We start from the raw sequence: 21,306 nt of genomic DNA on the forward strand, positions 1-21,306 counted from the left end.
TACGCTACAGCTTTTTTTAATGGACTTAGCTATTTTTTAATATTTCTTTAATGATGAGTGTTTCTTCCCTGCTTTTAGCTATATCTAAAGCAATTTTTCCAAATGCATTCTTGATTTCCAGATTTGCTCCTCTTTTTAGAAGTAGTTGAATAATATCGATACTTTCCTCATCATTTGAAACTTGCGTATGCAAAGGGGTATTTCCATTATTTGCAGTAATATCTATTAATGCCCATGATCTAATAGACATTCAGCTACTTCGGGGTAAAGTACTATATTTGAGATTTGACTTGTGTACGCAGGATTCACAAATTCAACTTTAATACCCACTAGGTTCGCTTTGTACGCAATGAATTGAGCAAGACGATAGAATGACCAGTTGTGCAGATTCTTTTCGTTTTTACGGCTTGTTCTTGCCGTCTGCCTGATGTTCGTTAGTTGTTCTAAGCGAATGACAGAAATATTATTTTCTTTAGCAAAATTAACAATCGCACGACTAACCTTATGGTCTTGGTTTTTCATGTATCGCTGTTCTTTATCATCAAGATTGCGAATAGCATTTAATTTCTTTAATTTGCCTAACTTCTTACGTTTGGATTTACACTTACGTCTGACAGATTTATTTTGTCTACCCTTTCCAAAGAAACGAGCGCTTTCATCTTCTGTCACTGCAACAGCAGGGACTTTCAAACCCAAATCTACCCCCATTATCTGTGTTCCTGTTTTTTCACTTGTAGGAATGGTGACAGATATTTGTGCCATCCATTTATTCGCTTTTTTCGTGATACGAAGAGTACCTAATTTGTGTTTCAACAAATCAAAATTGCGGTTTTCTTTATCGACCAACAAAGCACGAATAGGTGTTTTAATTGCCTTACCATCCATCATGATAGGCATTGAAATGTGCGTGAAATCAAAAGAATAGTTTTGGTTATTCCAAATACACACTGGCTTCTTTAACACAGGAACAACCTTGGATTTATTTTTCTTCACTTTCTTAAACACACTTTTAGCGTCTTTAATCGCTTGGTTTTTAACAGCACTTGGCAGGTCGGTAGAAATATCCTTGCTTGATTTCTATACTTTTCTTTTTTGCAACCATTTCAGAAACAAGGGAATTGATTGTGTACACAAACGATTGACTCATATTCTGCAAAATAGAAGCCTGTTCTTTTGTTGGAAGCAGTTTGACTTTAACAGTTATTGTTTGCGACATTGTTCTTCACCTCAGTCTCTAATTAATCTAGCTTTTTTACTCTTCTATACTCTTCTAAAATTGCTTCTCTAATTAACCATGAACTGAGCTGTTGAATCTATTGAATTTTCAGTCTTTAAAAAATACGCAAAACCACAATTACTACATTTATCTTTCATAGTATTCCCCCCTTGTTTTTTGTTGTTCCACATAATGCTTGATGATTTCACTCGATACGTTTCCTGCGGTAGATACAAAATAGGAACGTGTCCATTGGCTTGGCAAATGTTGAAGATGAGGAAATTCCTCTCTCAACTTAAATGTATCAGCTTTATTTATAAATGCAACATACATACAAAAAAGTGCGGAATTTTCGGATACTTGAAGTACCACAAACCTTTCAGTTTTTTAGTAGCACTCCGTATCCGACCTCACTCTCATCCCACACCTGAAGGATTGGGCTTTCTCGTTCGGAAAATCTGTAATGGAGAAATCCCCTCATCATTTCTCGAATTTACATCGACACCTAGGTCTATTAAACATTTAACAAGTTCTGGATTTTCAGCACTTGCAACAGCATGCAATAAAGTAAAACCATATTCATCATTACCTAAAGCTAAGCTTGGATTCTCGTTTAAAATATCTTTTACTTCTTCAAACTCGTCTATTTCAACTAAATCATATAAATCAAGAAAATCACCCATACATTCTTCTCCTCCATGTCAATTTTCCCCCTATCATTATCATGTTTTAATTATTATTTTCCTAATCGACAAAATGCCAGCTTCCTCCTCCCTCCGCCGTTCTAATGATTATTACTTTCCAAGTACTCCTCGGCTAGTTGAGGATTTTTGTATAGAGCCATACCAGTTTTCAACTTTTTAAAGCCAACCTTTTCATAAAAAGATTCATTTCCTGTTGTTGCAATTAACTGAATACAAGAAACATCCCCTAATTGCTGAATGATGTCCTCTAAAAGAGTTCTGGCAATTCCTCTTCCTTGATAATCTTTATGGACTACAACATCATAAATAGCAGCATTGAATACACCGTCTGAAAGAGCTCTCGCAAACCCTATAATTTTATGATCTTTTACTGCGAAAACTTGGTGTGTACTTGCATTGAAAACTTTTTTTATGATGCGTTCGTCATGTTTCATCCATCCTACCGATTGATAAACTTCTTTTAACATTGTTAGCTCGTTTTCCTCTACTTTATATGTAAGTAAAATCATTTTTCATTCCCCCAAATTTTGCACTTCTTTAAATCTATATTAATATCCCTTTTCTCATTACACAATATCTCTCAAATCTGTATAAAGGTATTTAATGGTAATCTGAATAGGCTACAATGGGTGCAATTATAGGTACACCAACATCTCTTGTAGAGTTTTGCAAAAGTGATATATGGAAAGCATATAGGGTTGGGGAGTACCACTTTGGACAGGAGCAGTAAATAATTATATTTCTGGACTGATTCATCTATCGATTATGAGCAACATCCTATTTTTTATCGCTAAGTAGCCATCTTTTGGTCTTTACCTCGATGTTTTCTGTGTTTCGACGGGATGTCTTCACCTCCTTGTTTCTTCAAGATTTAAGATTGTTCGGTCCTTTACTTGCATTAGAAAGCTACTATGACCTCTGCTGACTTCTCTTGATTCATCCGATTATCACTAATCCGATTGTTAATCTAATAACCCTCAAGAGATCTTCCCGGGTAAGCGCAACCACTTTCCTCTCATGTAACTGCCAGATTTACTGTATGGGATTCAGACAGTATTGGACTTTGCTTTGCAAGCTCATCCGTCCCAAATCAGCCTTGTATCTGATTTCTATTCGTCAGTTCGAGATTTTGCGTCCGACTTCCTTCAGATTCCATGTCACCATGGACACCCTTGTCTTTCGCTAACAGTTCCTACTGCCAAGCCTGTAGTGGACTTTCACCACCTAGTTGTTGCGCATGCCGGGCACACAAAGAGAATCCCGCAGTAAAAAGCTTTTCTGCGGGATTTTATATTGGTTGGTGAATAATCTAGGATGAATGTAGCAACTATTCTTTTCTTATTCATGTTCATATCATTTTCTTTTATTTTCTGGATCGTATAAATCCTTTAATAGTATCTCTTCCGTACTATTTTTATATTGAATGAGTATTTTGTCTTCGTCTGTCAGTTTCTTTTCTTCACCATTGTCCAGTAATAATGTATTTTCATCTAAAAATGTAAACGTGACATTACTTCCATCTTTTAAAATCCTGGCAGGTTCTGAAAAATCATTCCACTTTTCATAAATAATGATCTCATAGATATACTTCTGTCCCCTATGTCTCATCGGTAAAGGATAACGATTGTCATTTTTCGTTTGAAAGGACAATGTAACCGTTGTACCTTGTTGTTGGACGGTTGTTTGTATGCCCTTTTCATCTGCTATCCACATGTGGGCAAAGAGGAAGAAACAACCAATGGATATAATAAGGAAAATGGATAGTAGTGATCCTACAATAATGAAAATCTTTTTCCTATTTTTTGATCGCACCTTTTTAAAATAATCGATATTTTTATCTTCCTTTTTTTGCTTATGGTTACGTTCTACCAACAGGTTTTCCTTCATTTCCTTTACATACTGTTGGCAATCCTCACATTGTTCCATATGTTTTTCTATTTGTTTATTTGTCTCTTCGCTTGTTAAATTTTCTATGTAGCTCGGGATTAAATCTCTAAAAACGCTATGATTCATTATTTTCCCCACCTTTTCTGATTTGTTGTTTTGCACGATAAAATGTTACTCTTGCCCAGTTTTCTGTTCCTCCCAAAATGGAGCCAATCTCTTTAAAAGATAAATCACCTAATAATCTGAGATAAAGTATTTCACGGTTTATCTCACTCAGTTGTTGAGCTTTTTTATAAAAATTAATTTTGTCTTCATTTCTAAAATATTCATCTTCTAAATTATAAAATATAGGAGTTTCATCACTTAGTGAGTTCACTAACTGGTGCTTGTTTTTTTCGCGATTCATTTCTTGTAACCACACGTTTTTCGCGATTGAACATAACCACGTTGAAAATTTTGCTTTTCCGTTATTATGAAAGTTTTCAATGGACTTAATGGCTTGATAGAACGTCTCTTGCGTTAATTCTTCAGCAGATTGACCATCATTTGTAAGGGTTAATAAATACCTAAAAATAAAATCCCCATATTCTTGATATATATTTTCTTTATCCACGATTTACCTCCTTTCTAATGAGAATTTTGCTATTCTGAATCAAGTCTTTTGAAAGCCAATCATCTATATATCCAAAAATTTGTTGATTCGTTACAACAATTTTTTTATTTTTTTCTTTATTCATTTTTTGTGCCCTAATCATTTTTATTGTGGGGTTTGAAATATCCTTCATTTCTTCTAAAGATTATCACGCCTGTTGATTAACAATTGCGATCTCCTATATTGACACCGAGGATTACTGTCGTCTAGTGACCCCTTTCGTCCTCATTGTTCTATCACATCCTCTCATTTATTGTTTCTAGCCGGCATCATTTTTATCATTATTCACCATTTATAAATCAAGCCTCTTGACGAACGTTTGTTCCGGTATTAGAATAATGAAAAAAGGAGGCAATTTTATGCAAAAAACGAACACCATTGAATTAGTACATTTCTCAGAAGAGTACGTGGATAGTTTGAATGACTTTGACCTTCCAGAAGAACAAAGTCAATTTACTGCCCTTCCAAAAGAGATTTCTATAGAAACGGTTGGACAATTTCCGATTGTTATTTTGAGTGATCATGTACCTGTAGGATTTTTTGTCCTGCACGCAACAGAAAGAGTAAAAGAGTACTCTAATAATCCAAAAGCTATGCTGCTTACTGCATTATCTATTGACCATAAACAACAAGGAAACGGGTATGCCAAAAAAGGAATGCTAGCATTGTCTGAATTTATGAAGAGGGAATTTAAAGAATATAATGAAGTTGTTTTAGTCGTTAATCTTAAAAATATTCCGGCTCAAAATTTATATTTAAAAGTTGGCTTTGTCGATAATGGGGAAAGAAGAATAGGACGTATTGGCGAGCAAATTGTTATGAACCTAAATATTTAATGGATTTTCAAAAATCACTCGTCATGACATGGGTGATTTTTTTGTTCTCCCCTTTTCTAAAACCTAATGACAACTTGTAAGCCCCTTTTTGGTGTCCTGATTAATTGATTGAATTATTCCGTTCTATTGCCAATAGTTGAGTCTTTTCATTTAGTAAACATAATATTTTTATCAATACTACTAGCTCTTATTTTGCAAGACACATATGGTAACTCTCATCAAGTGAAAACATAAAAACAGGAAAAGAAAACAATTTGTCTTTCTTTTCCTGTTTCATTTTAAGTTTTATGGTCTACCTCGATGCAGGTAATATTGTGTGACATTCCCTGCATTAAATTGCTCAGTAATATATTGAACAGCGTCTTGTAGAGCTAATTTACTGTTACACGTGAAAACATCTATTGCCACATAACCGTACTCTGGCCACGTATGAATCGTTAAATGTGATTCTTGAATAATGACTACACCGCTAACCCCATAAGGTGAAAAATGATGGAAATGTTCGGTTACAATCGTTGCCTTTGCTTTATGAGCGGCTTGACACATAATCTTTTTAATTTGTTGCACGTCATTGAGTAATGCGTCATTGCAATCGTTCAACTCTAATAAAATATGATGCCCTAATGCATGCTTGGATTGTGATTTTTGTACTGTTCTCTTCATTTGTGAAAACTTGTTATTTTTGCAATCTGGGCAACCACTGGCTTGAAGTTGAGCAATCGTAGTGTATGGATAGCCAGCTCCGACTGTAAGGGTGTGTTGACAATGGCTACACTGATAAACGACGGATTTTCTCTCTATTTCTCCTGTATAAATGGGTCGCGTAAATTTACGCTGATTAGGAATATAAGGAGTCATTTGCTCTGTTGTTTGTAATACGAATAATTGGCTTGTAGCACCTAAAATCTGCGCACCTTCATAGGTGTTTAAGTCGTATTGGATACTGCCAATCACGAAGCCCATAGCATATAAGCTTTGCTGTAGTTGCCACTGCTTTTGGTAGCTACGTTTAGCATAGGAAAAAAACACATGTCGCATTGCTTCAGGCTTTAATGCGTTAATCGCACGTGATAAAAAGAGCTGTGCGCCAATCAAGGTATACGGTGTATCTGTGTATACGCAGTCAAATTGGTGGGCGTATGTTTTAGGCAAAGGCTCCTGAACGTTATAATAATCTGTTTTAATCGGAAGCTCATAGTCCTTAGCTATTTTGCTAATCGTACATAATACTCGTCTATCAATATCTAACACAACAATTTTAGTGGTAGAATTTGGAGCAATTTTCTTTAGTAAAAACGCTAATGCAATACTGATGAAATCATCATCGCCTAAACATAAAATGCGCTTATTAAGTAGCATCGTATAGTCTAGTGCGAGCAATGCACGTTTTAAGGCTGTCTCAACTGTACATTTGGCTTGATCAATTGCCACGTCAGCAGAAGGTCTAGCTTCATAAATAGTGCTTAATTCGCTAATATTTTTTGTGATCCATTCTGTACGAAATGCATCATCTGTCGTTAACTGAAGATACAGTTTAGCATCAGCACCTGAGAGTTGAAAATATTGCGAGATAGCAAGCTGGCCCTTTTTCATTAAGCTATGTTTACCCCAACCTTGCTTGGCAAATTCTTTCTTCATTGCTGAAACGATAGGTATTGGTAAGTCTGTCGTATGAGCTAAAGATTTAGTTGTACAATTTTCGTGGAAATATAAAGCAAGTAGAGCTTTTTCTAATGTATGATAGTGTTCTTCAAGCTGCATATCAGCTGTAATTTGTTGTAATTGTTTTTGCATTGTAGATTCGTCCTCTCAATTTTAATAAGAAAAAAATTAAAATTGTCTAAATCAACGAATAGAAAAAGCGCGACTAAAACTAGTCGCGCTAAATGTTTATACGAAGCCAACTAATTCTAATCTTGCTTTTTTGCACAACAAATAACACCCCTAAATAGGTGGTTTGTTCGACAAAATTAAGCTATAACGTTGATTCAGATTAGAATTCTACAATTAACAAAAAGTTCACCCTTTTTTAAAAATAATATTTTTACTATATAATAGACTTGAAAATTTCGCAAGTTTTAGTAAATCATCACTTTTATAATGCAATATTTTCAGAAAATGCATATAATTTGTACAATGATATAGTTTACCGTAACCAATCTAAGTGAGGGTTTCATTAAGTGTATTAGTATGGAGGGAACAATAAAAGTTAGAAAGGAGTTAATAAGATGAGAGATATTAGAATTTATCATGTGGATGCATTTACAACAGAAAAATTTGGAGGTAATATAGCTGGCGTCGTGCTAGATGCTGAAAAATTATCCGAAAATGAGATGCAAAGTATCGCAAAAGAACTAAATTTATCAGAGTCTGTATTTTTACTACCTTCAAATAATGAAGATATTGATTATAAAGTAAAATACTTTACTCCCACTGAAGAAATCAACTTTTGCGGACATGCAACTGTTGGGTTAACATGGCTTTTGGCGACTGAGTTTGGTCTTGCTGAGAAAAAGGAAGGTATAGTGCTAGAAACGAATATCGGTAGAGTACCGGTTGTATGGCATAAGGAAAACGGAAAAGTTATCGATGTAGAAATGACGCAAGTAACGCCAAAAACACAAGATATCGATATTGACCTTACGGAGCTTAGTCGACTAATCGGCGTCCATTCCGAAAGCATTGATTTAACCTATCCAATCAAACTAGCGAATACTGGTGTCTGGCATTTACTCGTTCCAATAAAAGATCAAATCGCTATCGACAATGCAGTGCCAGATTTAGCAGCGTTAGCAAAACATAATAAAGAACATAATATCAGTACGACACATCTTTATACTTTTACTAATTTGCAAGAATATGAACTATATACAAGAGATTTTGCGCCAGGGATTGGCATACCAGAGGATCCTGTAACTGGTGCAGCAAATGGTGCATTAGCGGGCTTCTTCTATTTAGAGGGCATTATTCCTCAAGGTGAAATAACATATCTTACAATCGCTCAAGGAGATGCGATAGGAAGACCTGGAACGCTTTATGTGACTGTTATTCCAAACGAATTAGAACCAGTCATCAAAGTTGCAGGAGCAGCTACTATCACAATTCGAGGTATTTTAACTATCTAAACATATCAGCTTGAATTTGAAACTTTTTTATAGATATGATTTTCAAAAATCACTCGTCATGTTATGGGTGATTTTTTCTGTTCGCCCCTTACTGATGGCATCAAAATATAAGGGATTTGAGCCTGGACATAGGATTGTCAGTGCGAATAGACTTTCATTGAAATGTGTACGGATTACATTCTCTTTGGGATGTTCTAATTGGATTATTCCACTTCATATCAAACCTTTAAGTTCCTTCATTTAATTTACATAATATTTTTATCCAATTATACCTCTATTTGCCAGGTTCTCGTGGTAACGCTCTTGTTTCCGCTCCGTAAGAAGTTTAAACTGATCGGTAACATTGCTGCTCGCTACCGTCTACTAACCTGCCCCATAAGTTCTATATGCTCCATAAACTAAAAAATCCCAATAATAGGAATTAATTCTAATCAATTTTTATACTAACTCCAGCAACGTCACCGCTTCACAGTGTGCTGGGTATGGTGGCAATACGAGGGTGCTGGTGGGTTTAATTATATATGCTCGGTTCCTATTTTAGTGGAATCGAGCATATTTTTCTTATACATATTCAACTATAGCTTCTTCAATTGATACACTCTATAGTTGAAGAAGAAAAGCGACGCTTATTATAGTGATAGCTAAAGCCTTTGAAAAGTATTATTAACTGCATTAATAACATTTTCGCTAAATACTTCTTTACCATCTACATATGTTTAAAGAGTCACTCATTTCAACTAAAATGCCACCTCCGTTATGGATAAGATAGATTATTAGTTTATATGAGCTAATTTCATTAAATATAGAATTTGGGGTAATTTATGTAATTTCAACTCTCCCCCTCTCCAATTCTCCGCACCTGTCTATTTATCTTTATAACTCTCATCATAAGATATCTTAATTGCAATTCATTTTTACAAATACAACAGGAGAGGTTGTAAAAACTTAAATGAATCTAATAGATGATATTAACCAAAAAATACAACAAATTATTAAAAATCTGAAGCACGACCAATATAATGATGGCTCGTGGAGATATTGTTTTGAAAATGGACCAACGACCGATGCAAATATGATTATCATGTTAAGAGTATTAGATTATGATGATGAGAATCTTATAAAGAAACTTGTTACACGTCTACTTCAGCAACAACAAAATAACGGTGCTTGGAAGCTTTATGATGATGAAAAAGGAAATTTATCTGCAACAATTGAAGCATATACAGCTCTTTTATTTTCTGGACATTTGAATAAAGATGATCCGTCGATGAAATTAAGTGAACAATTTATTGTGAAAAATGGAGGACTTGAAAAAAGTCATATTTCTACGAAGTGTTTACTAGCTATTACCAACTTATACCCTTGGCCAAGTCTATTTCCTATCCCACTTAGTATCATGAATATACCAAAGTTTCTAACATTTAATTTTTTTCATTTTAGCTCATACGTACAAGCACACTTTCTTCCTATCTTAATATTAGGACACGATAAATTTGTAGTTACTAATAAATGGACGCCTGATTTACAGCATTTATTTTTATCTCAAAAGAAATATAATTCACTTAAAAAGGAAAAAAGATGGTTTAGTTTACTTAAAAAGATATTGCCTACTTATAAAGAATCTACGAGGCTAAAAGCTGAACAACATATATTGAATTGCATTGAAAAGGATGGGACATTATATAGTTACGCAAGTTCTACATTTCTTATGATTTATGCACTACTTTCTCTAGGTTATAAAAAATCTTCTCCTTTTATTAAAAATGCTATTGGAGGTATTAGATCTTTTTTATACGAAAAAGGAGATGTTTTTCATATTCAAAACTCTCCTTCGACTGTTTGGGACACTGCGCTAATTTCTTATTCCTTACAAGAATCGGGTCTTACCATTAAGGATCCAGCTATCCAATTAGCTTCGAACTTCTTAATGGAATTACAACACAAACACTCTAATAAAGGATGGGGTTTTTCAGAAAGCAACTCCATTAATCCTGATGTTGATGATACACAAGCGGCATTAAGGGCACTATCTAATTTTACATGTAGTGATTCTGAATTTCGTATGGCCTGGAATTCGGGAGTTGATTGGTTATTAACCATGCAAAACAATGACGGCGGCTGGGGAGCATTTAAAAAAAATAGTCCTTCATACATTAAATGGCTTTTCCCCATACAAAGTTTTGAAGACACTGCTATAGATCCTTCTGCTGCTGATATCACCGGCAGAACATTGGAATTTCTAGGGAATCATTTAAATTTGACTATGCAGCATCCTCGTGTAATGAACAGTGTAAAATGGCTAATAAAAAATCAAACTAATGATGGTTCATGGTACGGACGTTGGGGGATATCTTACATTTATGGTACATGGGCCGCTGTCACAGGCTTAAAGGCAGTTGGGATTTCATCTGATCATCCAACTATTCAGAAAGCAAGAGATTGGTTGTTAAATATAAGACAATCTGACGGAGGCTGGGGTGAATCATGCCAGAGTGATTTTCATAGAGAATATATTCCTTTACCCTACTCTACACTAGTGCAAACTTGTTGGGCGGTTGATGCATTAATTTCTATCTCTGAGTTTCCTACAAAAGAAATCATAGAAGGAATTATAAGAATTTTAGAATGGCAAAATACAGAAACTAGTCGGACCACTTATCCTACAGGTGCAGGTTTACCAGGACACTTTTATATACACTATCACAGCTATCAATACGTATGGCCTTTGGTTACATTGAGCCATTACTTAAAAAAATACAATTAGTTCATTATTGGATTTTTTTAAAAAAATAGTTAATCTATCTATCCCCCTCCTTTTTCATCTCATATACTATATTGTTCCTATCTTTATTTCTGTAATTTACTTTTATTTGAAAGGAGGTTATGTCAATGTCCAATATTGATCCTAGTTTAATGCGTGTTTTCCGACAAAGAATTAGAAACCCCCAATGTTTCGGTCGTGTATGTGGAGTTCTTAGATCATGCAACCATCGTCAGTTAAGAAGTCCCGCAGGTGCATACGGTCTTGTTGATCGTCTATCTGATTGCTGTGGAGTACCTGTAACAAAAGCTCAGAGAGATCATGCAGCACACTGGCTTATGAATTGTGGAGTTGATCCTCAAAACACAGCTCATCGAAGAAGGATGTGGGGTATGGTTAGGGGAGGTTTGTGGTAAAACGAAACACTTTATAGCAGGGCAACTAACCATGGTTAGTTGCCTTCTTTTAAAATGAGTTGCGAGACACACTCTACATGTGGTGAGTGTATGTGGCAACACAGAGATGTTGGCTGGATTAGTTATATTTGCTCGACTCCAAATCAGTGGAATCGAGCCTAATTTTCTTCATCATATTTGGTTGTTGCTTATTCTAAAGTACTCTAATTTCCAGTATGTTATTTCAAATGAGTTTTCATTTTATTATGCATAATACTAGTCCCTTTCCCATAATTCGTTCATATCACTTTACTCCCTTCTTTTACAGTCCCAATTCGTTAGCTCAATAAATTCAACATAAAATATCTTTATTCATTTTTATAATACAAAAAGAACGAATCCCTTTAATAAGAATTCGTTTTTGATAAATGATTATACGTTTATTAGCAAACAGAGCCATGCACTGTTCGGCATTAGTAATAGATATAAAAATATGTCAGTCCCCTGTCATTCTTATTATCTTTGGGCTAACGCCTAAATACGCATTAATGCGCCATTAGGCTTTGGTAAATCTTGAGCTGTTATCTGATTCATTTTACAAAAATGTTTAAAAAATTGTTGTGCTAGCTCTCGTTCTGTTGGGTCACTTTTCAACGAAACTATATCAAGCAAAATTTGAGCCATCCATAAATTATCAAAATAACGGTATTTACCTGTATTCCATGTCATTTTGTCAGGGGATTTTTTATCTACATAATATTCCCATAAAAGTAGCTGATCCGATTCCTGTTCTGTAAGTTGGAGTCTGTATTTTGAATGGGCAGGAATATTTCCATCTTCACACAGCTTACCGATAAAATCTTCATTCACCATATAGACACCTAAGATACGTCTGTCTTTTTCAGGCATGCCGGAATCTATTGCTGTTAACAGGACGGCGCTATTTTGGTGCATGCGGATAGGTTTGTTTGGCTTCCCCTTGTTATTACCACTTTTTATTGCGCCTGAAAAAACCTTCCACTCTGAAAAAGAACTATTTTGTTCTTCTGTATCACACCTAAAAACCATTTGTGATTCTGGATGAAGTTTATGATGTTTCATAAGCTTTTCGTGTTCTATGCGAAGTTTCTGGTTTTTTCGTTGTAGTTTTTTTTCCTCTTCCTTCTTCCTTTCTTCCTCCTTTCGTTCCATTTCCTTTTTTTGTATTATTTTTTCAAGTGAATTAGCATCACTTTTATCATGTAGTTTTAGGTGCTTTCCAAATACATCGGGGAAAACAAACATTTTATTTTCCGATGCGAAATGTATTTCAATAATAGACTCATTATGTTTAACTATACTGCCCATGCCAAAACGCTTATGTGTAACTTTCTTATTGATTAGATTCATTATTCTAGTCCTCCTTATGGAATAAAAACTCGGTTACTATTAGATAGTAAATTAATAATTTAATTCAACTAACTACCTTAAAAGCTCACATAACTGTTTTAATTTTTTTCTTCGGCTTAAAAAAGGATATTAAAAAACGTATCCAAATTCTATCTGCAAAAAAGGACAGCGGAATTCGAAATACGATTTAAAAAAACAATTATAAGACTATTATAACATTTTTTAATAAATTCACAAATTTATTATTGACAACATATTTTATCATGAGGTAAAATAAAAAATTATTCTCTAAATCCCCTTGAAATAAAGACCTCATAAAAAGTCACGAAACTTCTGGAAAGCCCCTATAAATAGCCACTTAATTTCCATCATATATGCTGAGCATTAGATGTTTTCCAATTAAGTTCCATATAAAAAGACCCCAATTTCGCAAAAGTTATTTGCAAGAAAATCAGGGTCTGTATTGAAAATGTCTACTTTTTCAAGTTATATAGTATAGCTTTTAAATTATCAGAATTGTTTACGAATTACACATGTGCCCGATAACTCCAACCATGCAACTGCCTCACAATGCGGCGAGTGCTGAGGGTGAACGGAAAATTAATATGATGTAGTAGAATCACTTTACATTTTTAAAAATTATATTTAAATTAATACTCTCTTTCTTCCCTAGCCCTTCTAATTTGTTCATCTTTCTTTATCCCCTCTGATTGTTTAATTTCATATTCTGCCCATTGTCTAATTCTGCTTAATCTATGGTGTAAATATGGTTCCATTTCTGTTTTAAGATTTTCATGATTTTCTATTGCTTCAGAAATATTTATTACTTCAAAATGTCTTCCAGCAATAAACTCGCGGAATAGTCTATCATCCCATTCATCGGTAGAAAGGATCCACTTGTAGCTTTTGAATAAAGTTCGATTAAAAGTAAGTTACAAACGCTGATTTTATACAGAAAGAAACCAACTGTTTTGAAACAAAGTTTGATCAAACAGTTGGTTTCTTTATTTATCCAGTTTGGTTTTTATAATAAAGATTGATTATTTCGGGATGCGAATCTTCAATTAAAGCACTCGTTAGTTCAATTCTATGTCCTTTAGTCGGGGCGTCCGACCAATTTGTTCATAGACTTCTTTTTCTAAAAGTTGTTTTGAATCTTTGAAAATTCCGCCTAATGTTTATTCAACCCCATTTCAAAAAAATGAATTTGTAGAGAATTATTAATCAAGAAAACATTCAGAATCCAACCGAGAATAGCAACGATAATAATACTCCACGCATATTTCTTACGCTGTGTTACACCAACAATTCCCATAATCCCCCCTAATAATGGTGATAATAAAATACCGATAATATACGCAAAAATATTGTAGGTTTTATAACTGTAGAGTTCATTACTTTCATTATTATTTTTGTCACTATACATATTAATCCCCCTTGTTTTTATGTAAAAATCTACCTAAACTAATATTAACATTAAAGGAGTTTTATGATATTCCTTCTTGAATTAAACTGCGCCGTTAGTTCATTAAGAAAAAAAGAGCTGCATATGTAACTCAATGATCTTCAATTAAAGCACCCCGTTAGTTGAAGTAGAAAAAATAGACGCATATTCAACACTCGCGCCAGTTCTCCTTCACTTAATTTAAAATAGAGACGGTGCATAAAGAAATTAATTCAATTAAGCCATAGCGTTTTGCTACAACTAGAGCGTCTCATCCAATTTCTGAATCTTTGAGTTGGAAATTAAATAAACATTGCCAAAAACGTCGATTTTGTCTCCTTTTACACGTACAGCGCAATCTTTGTTCGACGCATAAATATTTATTTCTTCCGATAGGGGAGATAGTTCGCTTTGAACCAGTGCCATGTTATTTTCAAGATCAAAATGAGACAGGACGGAAAAATTGTCAAGACCGATTCCGTCGTAAACAGAGCTCATTTCAACTTCATCTCCAAAGTTTTTCGAGCATAACCATTTAGCGGACATGTTGATTGCTCCAGCGCTTGCTCCCATTACAACGGCGTTGCTTTTTTTAATCGAATCCGATAATTCATATTCCATCAAAAAACCATTTTGATTAAGAATATTACCACCCAACAAGAAAATGACGGAAGCATTTTGAATTATCGTTTGGGCATCTTCTTTCTGTACGCGGTAATTAATTAAATGATACTCATCAAACATAATACCAGCCTGATCGAGCCACGAGCGTTCAGTAGCGCCATCATCTTCATAAATAGAAGGATTCGAGCTAATCATAGCCAGCGATTTTCTATCAGTTATATCCTCCTGTAACACCCTACCCAGATCTTCTGGAAAAAAATTATCAAACCAACCTAAATAATAGTGAATTTTCATAAGTACCCCCTCAGCAAAATGTAAATAACATTTATTCCTTGCGTCACTCATTCTGTTTTCTTGTCACTCTCAATATGCCCGATTGTTAAACACAATTTAAACAACACTCTTCAACTATCCTGCCCCGTTAGCCATCCATGAAGCACAAAAATCAGCACTTCACCACAGAAAATGAAAGATGATTAAGTTCTTTCATGGGAGTTTAAGTACATTTTTTCACAATCTTTACTATTACATTAACATAAATATCCAATAAAAATCATCTAACCTCTAAGAAATATACAGAGGAGAGATGATTTTAATCAATCTTTATTACAAATTATCGATCTTTATTATAAATAATCAATCTTTATTACAAAGCTACACCACTCTGTAAGAGGAGGAAAATGTTGCAGAACTAAAAGCTCATATTCTACAGCAACTTAACCCAAATCAACTTATAAATGAACTAACGCCATCTTTATTAGCTCGGTTCATTCATAAAATAATAGTAAATTAGAAATTCCAAAGACACATCCTAATAAGTCATACGTTGAAAAGCACGCTTAATGTAGAATTAGTCAACTAATTCAAGCCACGCAACAGCCTCACAATGTACGAAGTGTACGAACAACACATGAGATGTTTATGGGTATATCAACTTCTCAAATGCCTATGTATGCATGATTATAACATTAGATAACCACAGAACACCTTCATTGTTATGATGGATGGTAGTTTTAACTTTTTATTATGATATGAATTTAGCTACTACCAAAGCCGCGGTACAATAAATATCTACTGGTATCCATAAGAGCCAACCTATCATCCAGTTTAATTTTATATATACATTAGATGGTATTATTTCCACAATCCTACTTGGTGAAGATCGTAGGGTTCCTAAAGTTGTGATGGATTATTATATTTTGAGCAGGAAGAAAAACAAAAAAGATATTATGAAGAATTTAAAGTTGACTCAACCGACACATTAAAAAAAGTTACCTATCATTCAACAAGAAATCAGCAATAGAGAAGCTTTTGAAAAAATGATTGAGGAATATGATGAAGTTGCTGGAAGTCGTTCTCCAGAAGGTCTTCATTATTATGAGATTGAAGGTTAAAAAAGCACAGAGAGTTCTGTGCTTTTAATGTTATAAGCTGTTTTCTTTATTCCCCAATCTGGTCGTTAGCTGAATAAATTGGTTATATAATTTCCTTTGAAAAATAAGATCAAGTCTCCAATTGCCCCAATACAAAAAAATATAAAATAATAACTTGCAATTGTCACCTTTTTGTTAAATAGTTCCTTGAGTGCTTGAATAAACAACTCGTCAAACTTAAACCAACTTAATATCCAACCAGTTAAAAGAAAACTTATAATCATCATTTCCTTTTTCTGCCCCCTGCTATATGAACCTTTTAGTAAATACTTCTTTTCTGTTTATTGATTTCTTAAATCTTTTGCACAACAACAGCTTTTGAAAACGGAAATGTATAAAAAATTGCTTTATTTCAACGCGATTGGAAACTGAATTCAATATTTGAATGTATTCAGCAGTTTTACTGAAATCAGAAATGACTAATCGACCATTTGGGCTTAAAACCCGCCACATTTCAAGGATCGCCTTCCTTCTTCCTTCTTCACTTTTAATGTTATGGACTACGAAGTTTGAGACAACAACATTGAAACTTCCGTCCGAAAATGGAAGTTCCCGAGCGTCAGCATCCACGATGTCGATTTCTGCCACACTTTCAGCAACTATATTAGCTTGTAGTTAGCTTTTCCATTCCCTCCCAAATCCCATTTTGCCCAAACATCAGTAGCTGTCACCTTACAACCCCTTTGAGATGCGGAAATAGCTAAAAGTCCACGACCTGTTCCCACATCAAGAAGTTCATCACCTGATTTAGCTTGTGCAAGGCTCAAAATCACCTCTCTGATTGAGAAAATGTTCGTACTATAAAAATCGTTAAGCGTTGATGTCTTCAAAAGAATATCGATAACGTCTGTATTCTTCGGGCATAGCTTAAAGAACAGTTTATTAAGTGCATCCTCCTGCAGGTGGTAGATCTCAAGGCCGTCCCACTTTACAAGATAAAACTCAACCCGCTCGATCGATGGATAAGGAACATCAACATCCATTTTCTTCTTACGAGTATATACACGATTAGAAGTCTTTTTCTGCTTGAGCGCAGATGGATCTGCAGTTCCATCAGAATCTAAGAATAAACGGAACTTTCTAAGAAGAGACAAGTAACCACTAACAAGTGAATTAACATTACCGGCTGCGTTCTCAGAAAGTGGAGTTGAAAATGTTACTATATCCATACCTTTTGTTTCATCACATATATTTCATTAATTAATTGTAAGTTATGCGGATAAAAAATCATCTTTCTCTCACACTAATGGTGGAGGTGAGATGATCATGGGTAATAATAAACATAAAAATAATAAAACTCAAGACAACAAAAAACAGCAGAATCAAAATCAAAATGCTAACAGAGAACGTAAAAATGAAAACAGAGAAGAGTTCGCTGAAGAAGTAGATTTCAGTAGTATTCAAAATGAAAATAAACGTTAATAGTGATAAACTAACTCCCAATATTCACCTTAGAAAAAGGTGTGTATTGGGGATTTTCTTATTGTGTAAACATCACCTAGATCCATCTCTTTCGATTTCTTAAAGTACAAAAAAACCGGAAATAATTCCGGGCTGATTACCACTTACTTTTTTCCTTCTTGACACACTGTCTCGCTTTCGCATTCGATCTTAAGAATAACCTAAGACAACGGTGCTTTAGCTTACAGTTGTTGGTTATTTTATTCAGAGTAAACGATCTATCGTACTCATCGGGTTAACCCTTATAATGGTGGTTTTAACTTTTTATTTTGAAAAGAATTCAGATACCACCAAAGCCGTAATACAATAAATATCTATTGGTATCAATAAGAGCAATCCTATTATCCAGTTTAATTTTATATATACATTAGGTGGTATTATTTTCGATGCTATTTTTGTATTTCCTACGAGTTCATTATTTTCCCGTACCCCTTCAGAAATATTCTCAACCTTCAGTTCTGCTTTAGTTAAATTAGGATTATGAAAATCAACCTCTAAAAATGCGTATTGAGGATTTGAAATCGACAATTTCACACTCCTTTTTTTCATCCTAATTCCTTAATAAATCAATTAAAAGCTTAAATTGCATGTGGCTATTATATTCACAAGGTAGTAACAATATGCACTATTAATTTACAAAGTTTTGCAATGAGACCAATCAATTGTCGATTATTGACGTAAAATTTTAAAGAGTGTTTTTTCTTCTTTTATAATTCAATTTCAACCTTTTATTCAAAATGCCTTTAAGCTTTCAACAAAAAATTAATAACCCTTCTTCGGAAGAAAGCCCAGAATAGTTACTTCAATGATCCTCAAAATATCCTGTTTACCGTATTAAATACCCCGTTAGCACAAGAAGCGAGTGTACTAATAAAGGGTGAATTCCCATACTCGGGCATGTGTTAAAGATGCAATGGAAGAGAATATCATTCCCCACGACTTCACTAAAAATACGGTGTTAAATTTCACAGTAAAAATTCTCTTTTTTCCGTCTTCATGGCAATTCAGGAGCGAGCGGTATAGGATACTTCACCTCTGAAAAATTTTTGATTAGCAATTCCTCTTTTAGCATTTGTCCCGTTACTTTATCGATCGTCTTTCGCCAAATTTCATTTTGACGATAGTTTTTCCCGTCTCTTTTTAAAAATTGATGGTCTCTTTCCTCAATATGGTAAGAGTAAGGCATTTCTTCATTAGCAAAAATAGCGCCTTTTAAATGTTTATCTGTTACCCAAACCTTTATTTGAAAAGATTTGGATGTCGGATTATAAAATCGTAAATCTATATAATTGAAAAAAACACTTGCACCACTTCCAAATGGAAGCGTTCGCCCCGAATCAGGAAATGGGTCGAAACTATGATGATGTCTTTCCGTAACAATAAGAGGTGTGTGTAGCGCCATCCAATACAGTAGATTAGCAAGCTGACAAATTCCACCGCCAATGTCCGTCTTTACTTCTCCCATTGCGAGCTGCATGCCTTCAATATAGCCTTTTGTCTCAGTCGTTTTCCCTACTAGTTGCCAAAAAGAAAAAGTTTCACCAGGCTTAATGATTACGTCATCGATTTCACTCGTAGCAATTTTTAAATTGATTATTTTATTTTCTTGTAACTTAGAATCACTGTTTCCTAATTTTCTTTTCAGTAATGATTGATGCTTTTTACAAGTATAGGGAAATGTAGTTGATAACGCTTTATGTGTAGCAAACCGTTTTCTTTCTTTTAAATTTGCTAAAAGCCGAAAAAGTCTTTTTTTGCAGATCCTTCATTACATGATAAACAACTTCCGATGTAATTAAAAAACCTTGAGAATCTAAATTAATTTTGTTCGAGCAACCACCTAAGAAACCTTCAAGGTATTGTTGTGCCTTAGCATAATTATGTTTATCAATCTTGACTTGGATATTATGTATTTCTTCAGTTATCTTTTCCGAAAGTTCGTCATAAATGACATCTAAGTCCTCAAACTTACAGTGCAAATCTGCCCTCAATTTGTTAATGACTTTCTGAAGGTCAGGTATAATAGATTATAAATCTCTGCGGATTTGACTAGTAAGTTCATAATTCTCTATAACTACTTTATTTGTTTCTGTTAATAATTCCTTACTCTCTTTTACCTCTGACTCTACTGCTTTGACAGTTGAAAGTATTGTTCCCATTGCACTGTTAATAAGATTATACATTTCAGCCATGAGTTGATCTTTTAACTCGTCCTTTTGATTTTCAAGCATTTGCTTTAGCATTAGCCCTATTGTTTCCTGTTCTACACTTTGGTTCGGGCTCTTTATTACCGGGAATTCAATCATAGCTTTGGCCAAAATTTCTTTAGTTTCCATTGTTATCTTAGTGAAATTTTCATCATTAGAATCTATAAACATTGTAATTTCGCTAGAAGTATCTGTTGAAGAAAAATTCGAACTTCCCGTGATTAATGCCTTTTCACTAATAATCATTTTTAAATGTAAATGGCGAACACTAAAAAATTGGATATTCCCAATTTCACTAAATATACTCAAGTCTTTGCACGTGTGCCCATGTATTAATATGATCCTGACTCCTCGTCTTGATGTTTCTCTAAGTTGTTGAATAATTATTTCTGGAAGTAGTTCAGGAAATGGTAAGATTAAGATCAACTCTTCTTCTGATTTCTTTATTATCCTATCCAATGTGACTAATGTATCGAATGGTGAAAATTTATAACTCATCAAATATACCCCCGCATACCAAATTCATATGATCCTCCTGCCCCAATAACTAATATTGCACCATGCACTCTCATATCGTTACTTAATTCTTTTAATAGATTTACACTATTCAAGCCTGAATGCCCTCTTATTTATCTTAATTATAAATATGCGATACATATAGTCGACCAAATATGTATGACTATTGAATTTATAAGTTATGAACTAATATACAATTTTCTACATCATAGCATTATGATTATATTTTTAAAACTGCATAAAAATATACCAAACGACTGTGAATAGATTTTTCTATTCCTCTAAATTTCCGAAAAACCCCTTTAATTTATAAGTTGCATAGCTATTGAAATATTCAGTATGCTCAATCGGTGAATATCTTTTAAATTCTTCGAAAGATTTATAATGGTCACCAATATAAGAAATAAGAGAGAACGTTAAAAGAGCATAATCTCCATAAATACCACTATAAGTTGTCCAATAAATGTTTTTTCTAGATTCAAATATCTTATTCACTTTGACATATAGTAAATATACTTCCTCATTCTTTATATCAAACCATTTTTCGTCAAGTAAACGTTTTGTTGCAAAATCACGAGTATAGACGTCAGTGTATTGAGACTCTTTCAATGATTGATCTAAGTTGTAGGAAAACTTATAAAAGAAATTACTAATAA

General features: G+C 34.0%; 23 protein-coding genes and 1 pseudogene. 4 read left to right on the forward strand and 20 right to left on the reverse strand.

Annotation, left to right across the window (positions count from 1 at the left end):
- Positions 1 to 25 precede the first annotated feature (25 nt).
- From ACFCYJ_RS15520 to ACFCYJ_RS15555, 8 genes and pseudogenes are all read right to left on the reverse strand, one after another.
- Positions 26 to 250 (reverse strand): ankyrin repeat domain-containing protein, encoded by a 225-nt coding sequence (locus ACFCYJ_RS15520; RefSeq protein ID WP_376074832.1) that lies wholly within the window; start codon positions 248 to 250, stop codon positions 26 to 28.
- Between the two features lie 35 nt (positions 251 to 285).
- Positions 286 to 1,216 (reverse strand): annotated as a pseudogene (locus ACFCYJ_RS15525) (RNA-guided endonuclease TnpB family protein); the annotation flags it as partial.
- Positions 1,217 to 1,363: 147 nt separating this feature from the next.
- Complete coding sequence (locus ACFCYJ_RS15530) at positions 1,364 to 1,549, reverse strand: transposase (RefSeq protein WP_376074855.1); 186 nt, start codon at positions 1,547 to 1,549, stop codon at positions 1,364 to 1,366.
- Between the two features lie 83 nt (positions 1,550 to 1,632).
- On the reverse strand, positions 1,633 to 1,899 hold the full coding sequence (locus ACFCYJ_RS15535) for an ankyrin repeat domain-containing protein (RefSeq protein WP_376074833.1): 267 nt from the start codon (positions 1,897 to 1,899) through the stop codon (positions 1,633 to 1,635).
- 101 nt (positions 1,900 to 2,000) lie between these two features.
- Positions 2,001 to 2,429 carry a GNAT family N-acetyltransferase gene (locus tag ACFCYJ_RS15540; protein WP_376074834.1) on the reverse strand — a complete coding sequence of 143 codons (429 nt, stop codon included), beginning with the start codon at positions 2,427 to 2,429 and terminating at the stop codon, positions 2,001 to 2,003.
- Between the two features lie 844 nt (positions 2,430 to 3,273).
- Positions 3,274 to 3,933 (reverse strand): zf-HC2 domain-containing protein, encoded by a 660-nt coding sequence (locus ACFCYJ_RS15545; RefSeq protein ID WP_376074835.1) that lies wholly within the window; start codon positions 3,931 to 3,933, stop codon positions 3,274 to 3,276.
- Positions 3,923 to 4,420, reverse strand: a complete 498-nt coding sequence (locus ACFCYJ_RS15550) for an RNA polymerase sigma factor (RefSeq protein ID WP_376074836.1) — start codon at positions 4,418 to 4,420, stop codon at positions 3,923 to 3,925. The genes ACFCYJ_RS15545 and ACFCYJ_RS15550 overlap by 11 nt, the downstream gene beginning before the upstream one ends.
- A complete protein-coding gene (locus ACFCYJ_RS15555) occupies positions 4,413 to 4,544 on the reverse strand; it encodes a hypothetical protein (protein WP_255350012.1) in 132 nt (43 codons plus the stop codon). The genes ACFCYJ_RS15550 and ACFCYJ_RS15555 overlap by 8 nt, the downstream gene beginning before the upstream one ends.
- Before the next feature lie 274 nt (positions 4,545 to 4,818).
- On the opposite strand from ACFCYJ_RS15555, the gene ACFCYJ_RS15560 reads away from it, so the two are divergent.
- Positions 4,819 to 5,295: a GNAT family N-acetyltransferase gene (locus ACFCYJ_RS15560; RefSeq protein ID WP_376074837.1), complete on the forward strand. Its 477-nt coding sequence runs from the start codon at positions 4,819 to 4,821 to the stop codon at positions 5,293 to 5,295.
- Between the two features lie 285 nt (positions 5,296 to 5,580).
- Here the strand turns inward: ACFCYJ_RS15560 and speD are convergent, their stop codons facing one another.
- The gene (speD, locus tag ACFCYJ_RS15565; RefSeq protein ID WP_376074838.1) at positions 5,581 to 7,089 is read right to left on the reverse strand and encodes an adenosylmethionine decarboxylase; all 1,509 of its coding nucleotides are present in this window, start codon (positions 7,087 to 7,089) and stop codon (positions 5,581 to 5,583) included.
- Between the two features lie 434 nt (positions 7,090 to 7,523).
- On the opposite strand from speD, the gene ACFCYJ_RS15570 reads away from it, so the two are divergent.
- Entirely contained in the window at positions 7,524 to 8,420 is an 897-nt protein-coding gene (locus ACFCYJ_RS15570) for a PhzF family phenazine biosynthesis protein (RefSeq protein ID WP_376074839.1), read from the forward strand.
- Between the two features lie 949 nt (positions 8,421 to 9,369).
- Positions 9,370 to 11,184 (forward strand): terpene cyclase/mutase family protein, encoded by a 1,815-nt coding sequence (locus ACFCYJ_RS15575; protein ID WP_376074840.1) that lies wholly within the window; start codon positions 9,370 to 9,372, stop codon positions 11,182 to 11,184.
- 926 nt (positions 11,185 to 12,110) lie between these two features.
- Here the strand turns inward: ACFCYJ_RS15575 and ACFCYJ_RS15580 are convergent.
- The 6 genes from ACFCYJ_RS15580 to ACFCYJ_RS15605 all read right to left on the reverse strand — a co-directional run bounded on the left by ACFCYJ_RS15580 (position 12,111) and on the right by ACFCYJ_RS15605 (position 17,635).
- Positions 12,111 to 12,965 (reverse strand): malate synthase, encoded by an 855-nt coding sequence (locus tag ACFCYJ_RS15580; protein ID WP_376074841.1) that lies wholly within the window; start codon positions 12,963 to 12,965, stop codon positions 12,111 to 12,113.
- A gap of 650 nt (positions 12,966 to 13,615) precedes the next feature.
- The gene (locus ACFCYJ_RS15585) at positions 13,616 to 13,741 is read right to left on the reverse strand and encodes a hypothetical protein (RefSeq protein WP_376074842.1); all 126 of its coding nucleotides are present in this window, start codon (positions 13,739 to 13,741) and stop codon (positions 13,616 to 13,618) included.
- Between the two features lie 395 nt (positions 13,742 to 14,136).
- Positions 14,137 to 14,391 carry a hypothetical protein gene (locus tag ACFCYJ_RS15590; protein ID WP_376074843.1) on the reverse strand — a complete coding sequence of 85 codons (255 nt, stop codon included), beginning with the start codon at positions 14,389 to 14,391 and terminating at the stop codon, positions 14,137 to 14,139.
- A 279-nt stretch (positions 14,392 to 14,670) separates the two neighbouring features.
- The gene (locus ACFCYJ_RS15595; RefSeq protein WP_376074844.1) at positions 14,671 to 15,327 is read right to left on the reverse strand and encodes a Type 1 glutamine amidotransferase-like domain-containing protein; all 657 of its coding nucleotides are present in this window, start codon (positions 15,325 to 15,327) and stop codon (positions 14,671 to 14,673) included.
- Positions 15,328 to 16,712: 1,385 nt separating this feature from the next.
- Positions 16,713 to 17,054 (reverse strand): class I SAM-dependent methyltransferase, encoded by a 342-nt coding sequence (locus ACFCYJ_RS15600; protein WP_376074845.1) that lies wholly within the window; start codon positions 17,052 to 17,054, stop codon positions 16,713 to 16,715.
- A gap of 11 nt (positions 17,055 to 17,065) precedes the next feature.
- On the reverse strand, positions 17,066 to 17,635 hold the full coding sequence (locus ACFCYJ_RS15605) for an SAM-dependent methyltransferase (RefSeq protein ID WP_376074846.1): 570 nt from the start codon (positions 17,633 to 17,635) through the stop codon (positions 17,066 to 17,068).
- A gap of 97 nt (positions 17,636 to 17,732) precedes the next feature.
- On the opposite strand from ACFCYJ_RS15605, the gene ACFCYJ_RS15610 reads away from it, so the two are divergent.
- Positions 17,733 to 17,888, forward strand: a complete 156-nt coding sequence (locus ACFCYJ_RS15610) for a hypothetical protein (RefSeq protein WP_170938954.1) — start codon at positions 17,733 to 17,735, stop codon at positions 17,886 to 17,888.
- Positions 17,889 to 18,191: 303 nt separating this feature from the next.
- On the opposite strand, the gene ACFCYJ_RS15615 is transcribed toward ACFCYJ_RS15610, so the two are convergent.
- The 5 genes from ACFCYJ_RS15615 to ACFCYJ_RS15635 all read right to left on the reverse strand — a co-directional run.
- Entirely contained in the window at positions 18,192 to 18,455 is a 264-nt protein-coding gene (locus tag ACFCYJ_RS15615; RefSeq protein WP_376074847.1) for a hypothetical protein, read from the reverse strand.
- Between the two features lie 466 nt (positions 18,456 to 18,921).
- The gene (locus tag ACFCYJ_RS15620; protein ID WP_376074856.1) at positions 18,922 to 19,689 is read right to left on the reverse strand and encodes a VanW family protein; all 768 of its coding nucleotides are present in this window, start codon (positions 19,687 to 19,689) and stop codon (positions 18,922 to 18,924) included.
- Entirely contained in the window at positions 19,622 to 19,918 is a 297-nt protein-coding gene (locus ACFCYJ_RS15625; protein WP_376074848.1) for a hypothetical protein, read from the reverse strand. Before ACFCYJ_RS15625 ends, ACFCYJ_RS15620 begins: the two co-directional genes overlap by 68 nt.
- A 36-nt stretch (positions 19,919 to 19,954) precedes the next feature.
- The gene (locus tag ACFCYJ_RS15630; RefSeq protein WP_376074849.1) at positions 19,955 to 20,632 is read right to left on the reverse strand and encodes a phospholipase D-like domain-containing protein; all 678 of its coding nucleotides are present in this window, start codon (positions 20,630 to 20,632) and stop codon (positions 19,955 to 19,957) included.
- 291 nt (positions 20,633 to 20,923) lie between these two features.
- On the reverse strand, positions 20,924 to 21,306 hold a 383-nt coding region (locus ACFCYJ_RS15635; RefSeq protein WP_376074850.1), incomplete at its 5' end, for a hypothetical protein.

This window comes from Lysinibacillus sp. NPDC056232 (genome assembly GCF_042267565.1).
Taxonomy (GTDB): domain Bacteria; phylum Bacillota; class Bacilli; order Bacillales_A; family Planococcaceae; genus Lysinibacillus.

What these genes read in the sequence shown, in the direction of transcription:
- ACFCYJ_RS15570 (WP_376074839.1), top strand. Translation starts at nt 7,524, where the DNA reads ATGAGAGATATTAGAATTTATCATGTGGATGCATTTACAACAGAAAAA.
- ACFCYJ_RS15585 (WP_376074842.1), bottom strand. Translation starts at nt 13,741, where the DNA reads ATGGAACCATATTTACACCATAGATTAAGCAGAATTAGACAATGGGCA.
- ACFCYJ_RS15605 (WP_376074846.1), bottom strand. Translation starts at nt 17,635, where the DNA reads ATGGATATAGTAACATTTTCAACTCCACTTTCTGAGAACGCAGCCGGT.
- ACFCYJ_RS15530 (WP_376074855.1), bottom strand. Translation starts at nt 1,549, where the DNA reads ATGTATGTTGCATTTATAAATAAAGCTGATACATTTAAGTTGAGAGAG.
- ACFCYJ_RS15520 (WP_376074832.1), bottom strand. Translation starts at nt 250, where the DNA reads ATGTCTATTAGATCATGGGCATTAATAGATATTACTGCAAATAATGGA.
- ACFCYJ_RS15590 (WP_376074843.1), bottom strand. Translation starts at nt 14,391, where the DNA reads ATGTATAGTGACAAAAATAATAATGAAAGTAATGAACTCTACAGTTAT.
- speD (WP_376074838.1), bottom strand. Translation starts at nt 7,089, where the DNA reads ATGCAAAAACAATTACAACAAATTACAGCTGATATGCAGCTTGAAGAA.
- ACFCYJ_RS15575 (WP_376074840.1), top strand. Translation starts at nt 9,370, where the DNA reads ATGAATCTAATAGATGATATTAACCAAAAAATACAACAAATTATTAAA.
- ACFCYJ_RS15580 (WP_376074841.1), bottom strand. Translation starts at nt 12,965, where the DNA reads ATGAATCTAATCAATAAGAAAGTTACACATAAGCGTTTTGGCATGGGC.
- ACFCYJ_RS15535 (WP_376074833.1), bottom strand. Translation starts at nt 1,899, where the DNA reads ATGGGTGATTTTCTTGATTTATATGATTTAGTTGAAATAGACGAGTTT.
- ACFCYJ_RS15560 (WP_376074837.1), top strand. Translation starts at nt 4,819, where the DNA reads ATGCAAAAAACGAACACCATTGAATTAGTACATTTCTCAGAAGAGTAC.
- ACFCYJ_RS15545 (WP_376074835.1), bottom strand. Translation starts at nt 3,933, where the DNA reads ATGAATCATAGCGTTTTTAGAGATTTAATCCCGAGCTACATAGAAAAT.
- ACFCYJ_RS15540 (WP_376074834.1), bottom strand. Translation starts at nt 2,429, where the DNA reads ATGATTTTACTTACATATAAAGTAGAGGAAAACGAGCTAACAATGTTA.
- ACFCYJ_RS15555 (WP_255350012.1), bottom strand. Translation starts at nt 4,544, where the DNA reads ATGAATAAAGAAAAAAATAAAAAAATTGTTGTAACGAATCAACAAATT.
- ACFCYJ_RS15610 (WP_170938954.1), top strand. Translation starts at nt 17,733, where the DNA reads ATGGGTAATAATAAACATAAAAATAATAAAACTCAAGACAACAAAAAA.
- ACFCYJ_RS15630 (WP_376074849.1), bottom strand. Translation starts at nt 20,632, where the DNA reads ATGAGTTATAAATTTTCACCATTCGATACATTAGTCACATTGGATAGG.
- ACFCYJ_RS15595 (WP_376074844.1), bottom strand. Translation starts at nt 15,327, where the DNA reads ATGAAAATTCACTATTATTTAGGTTGGTTTGATAATTTTTTTCCAGAA.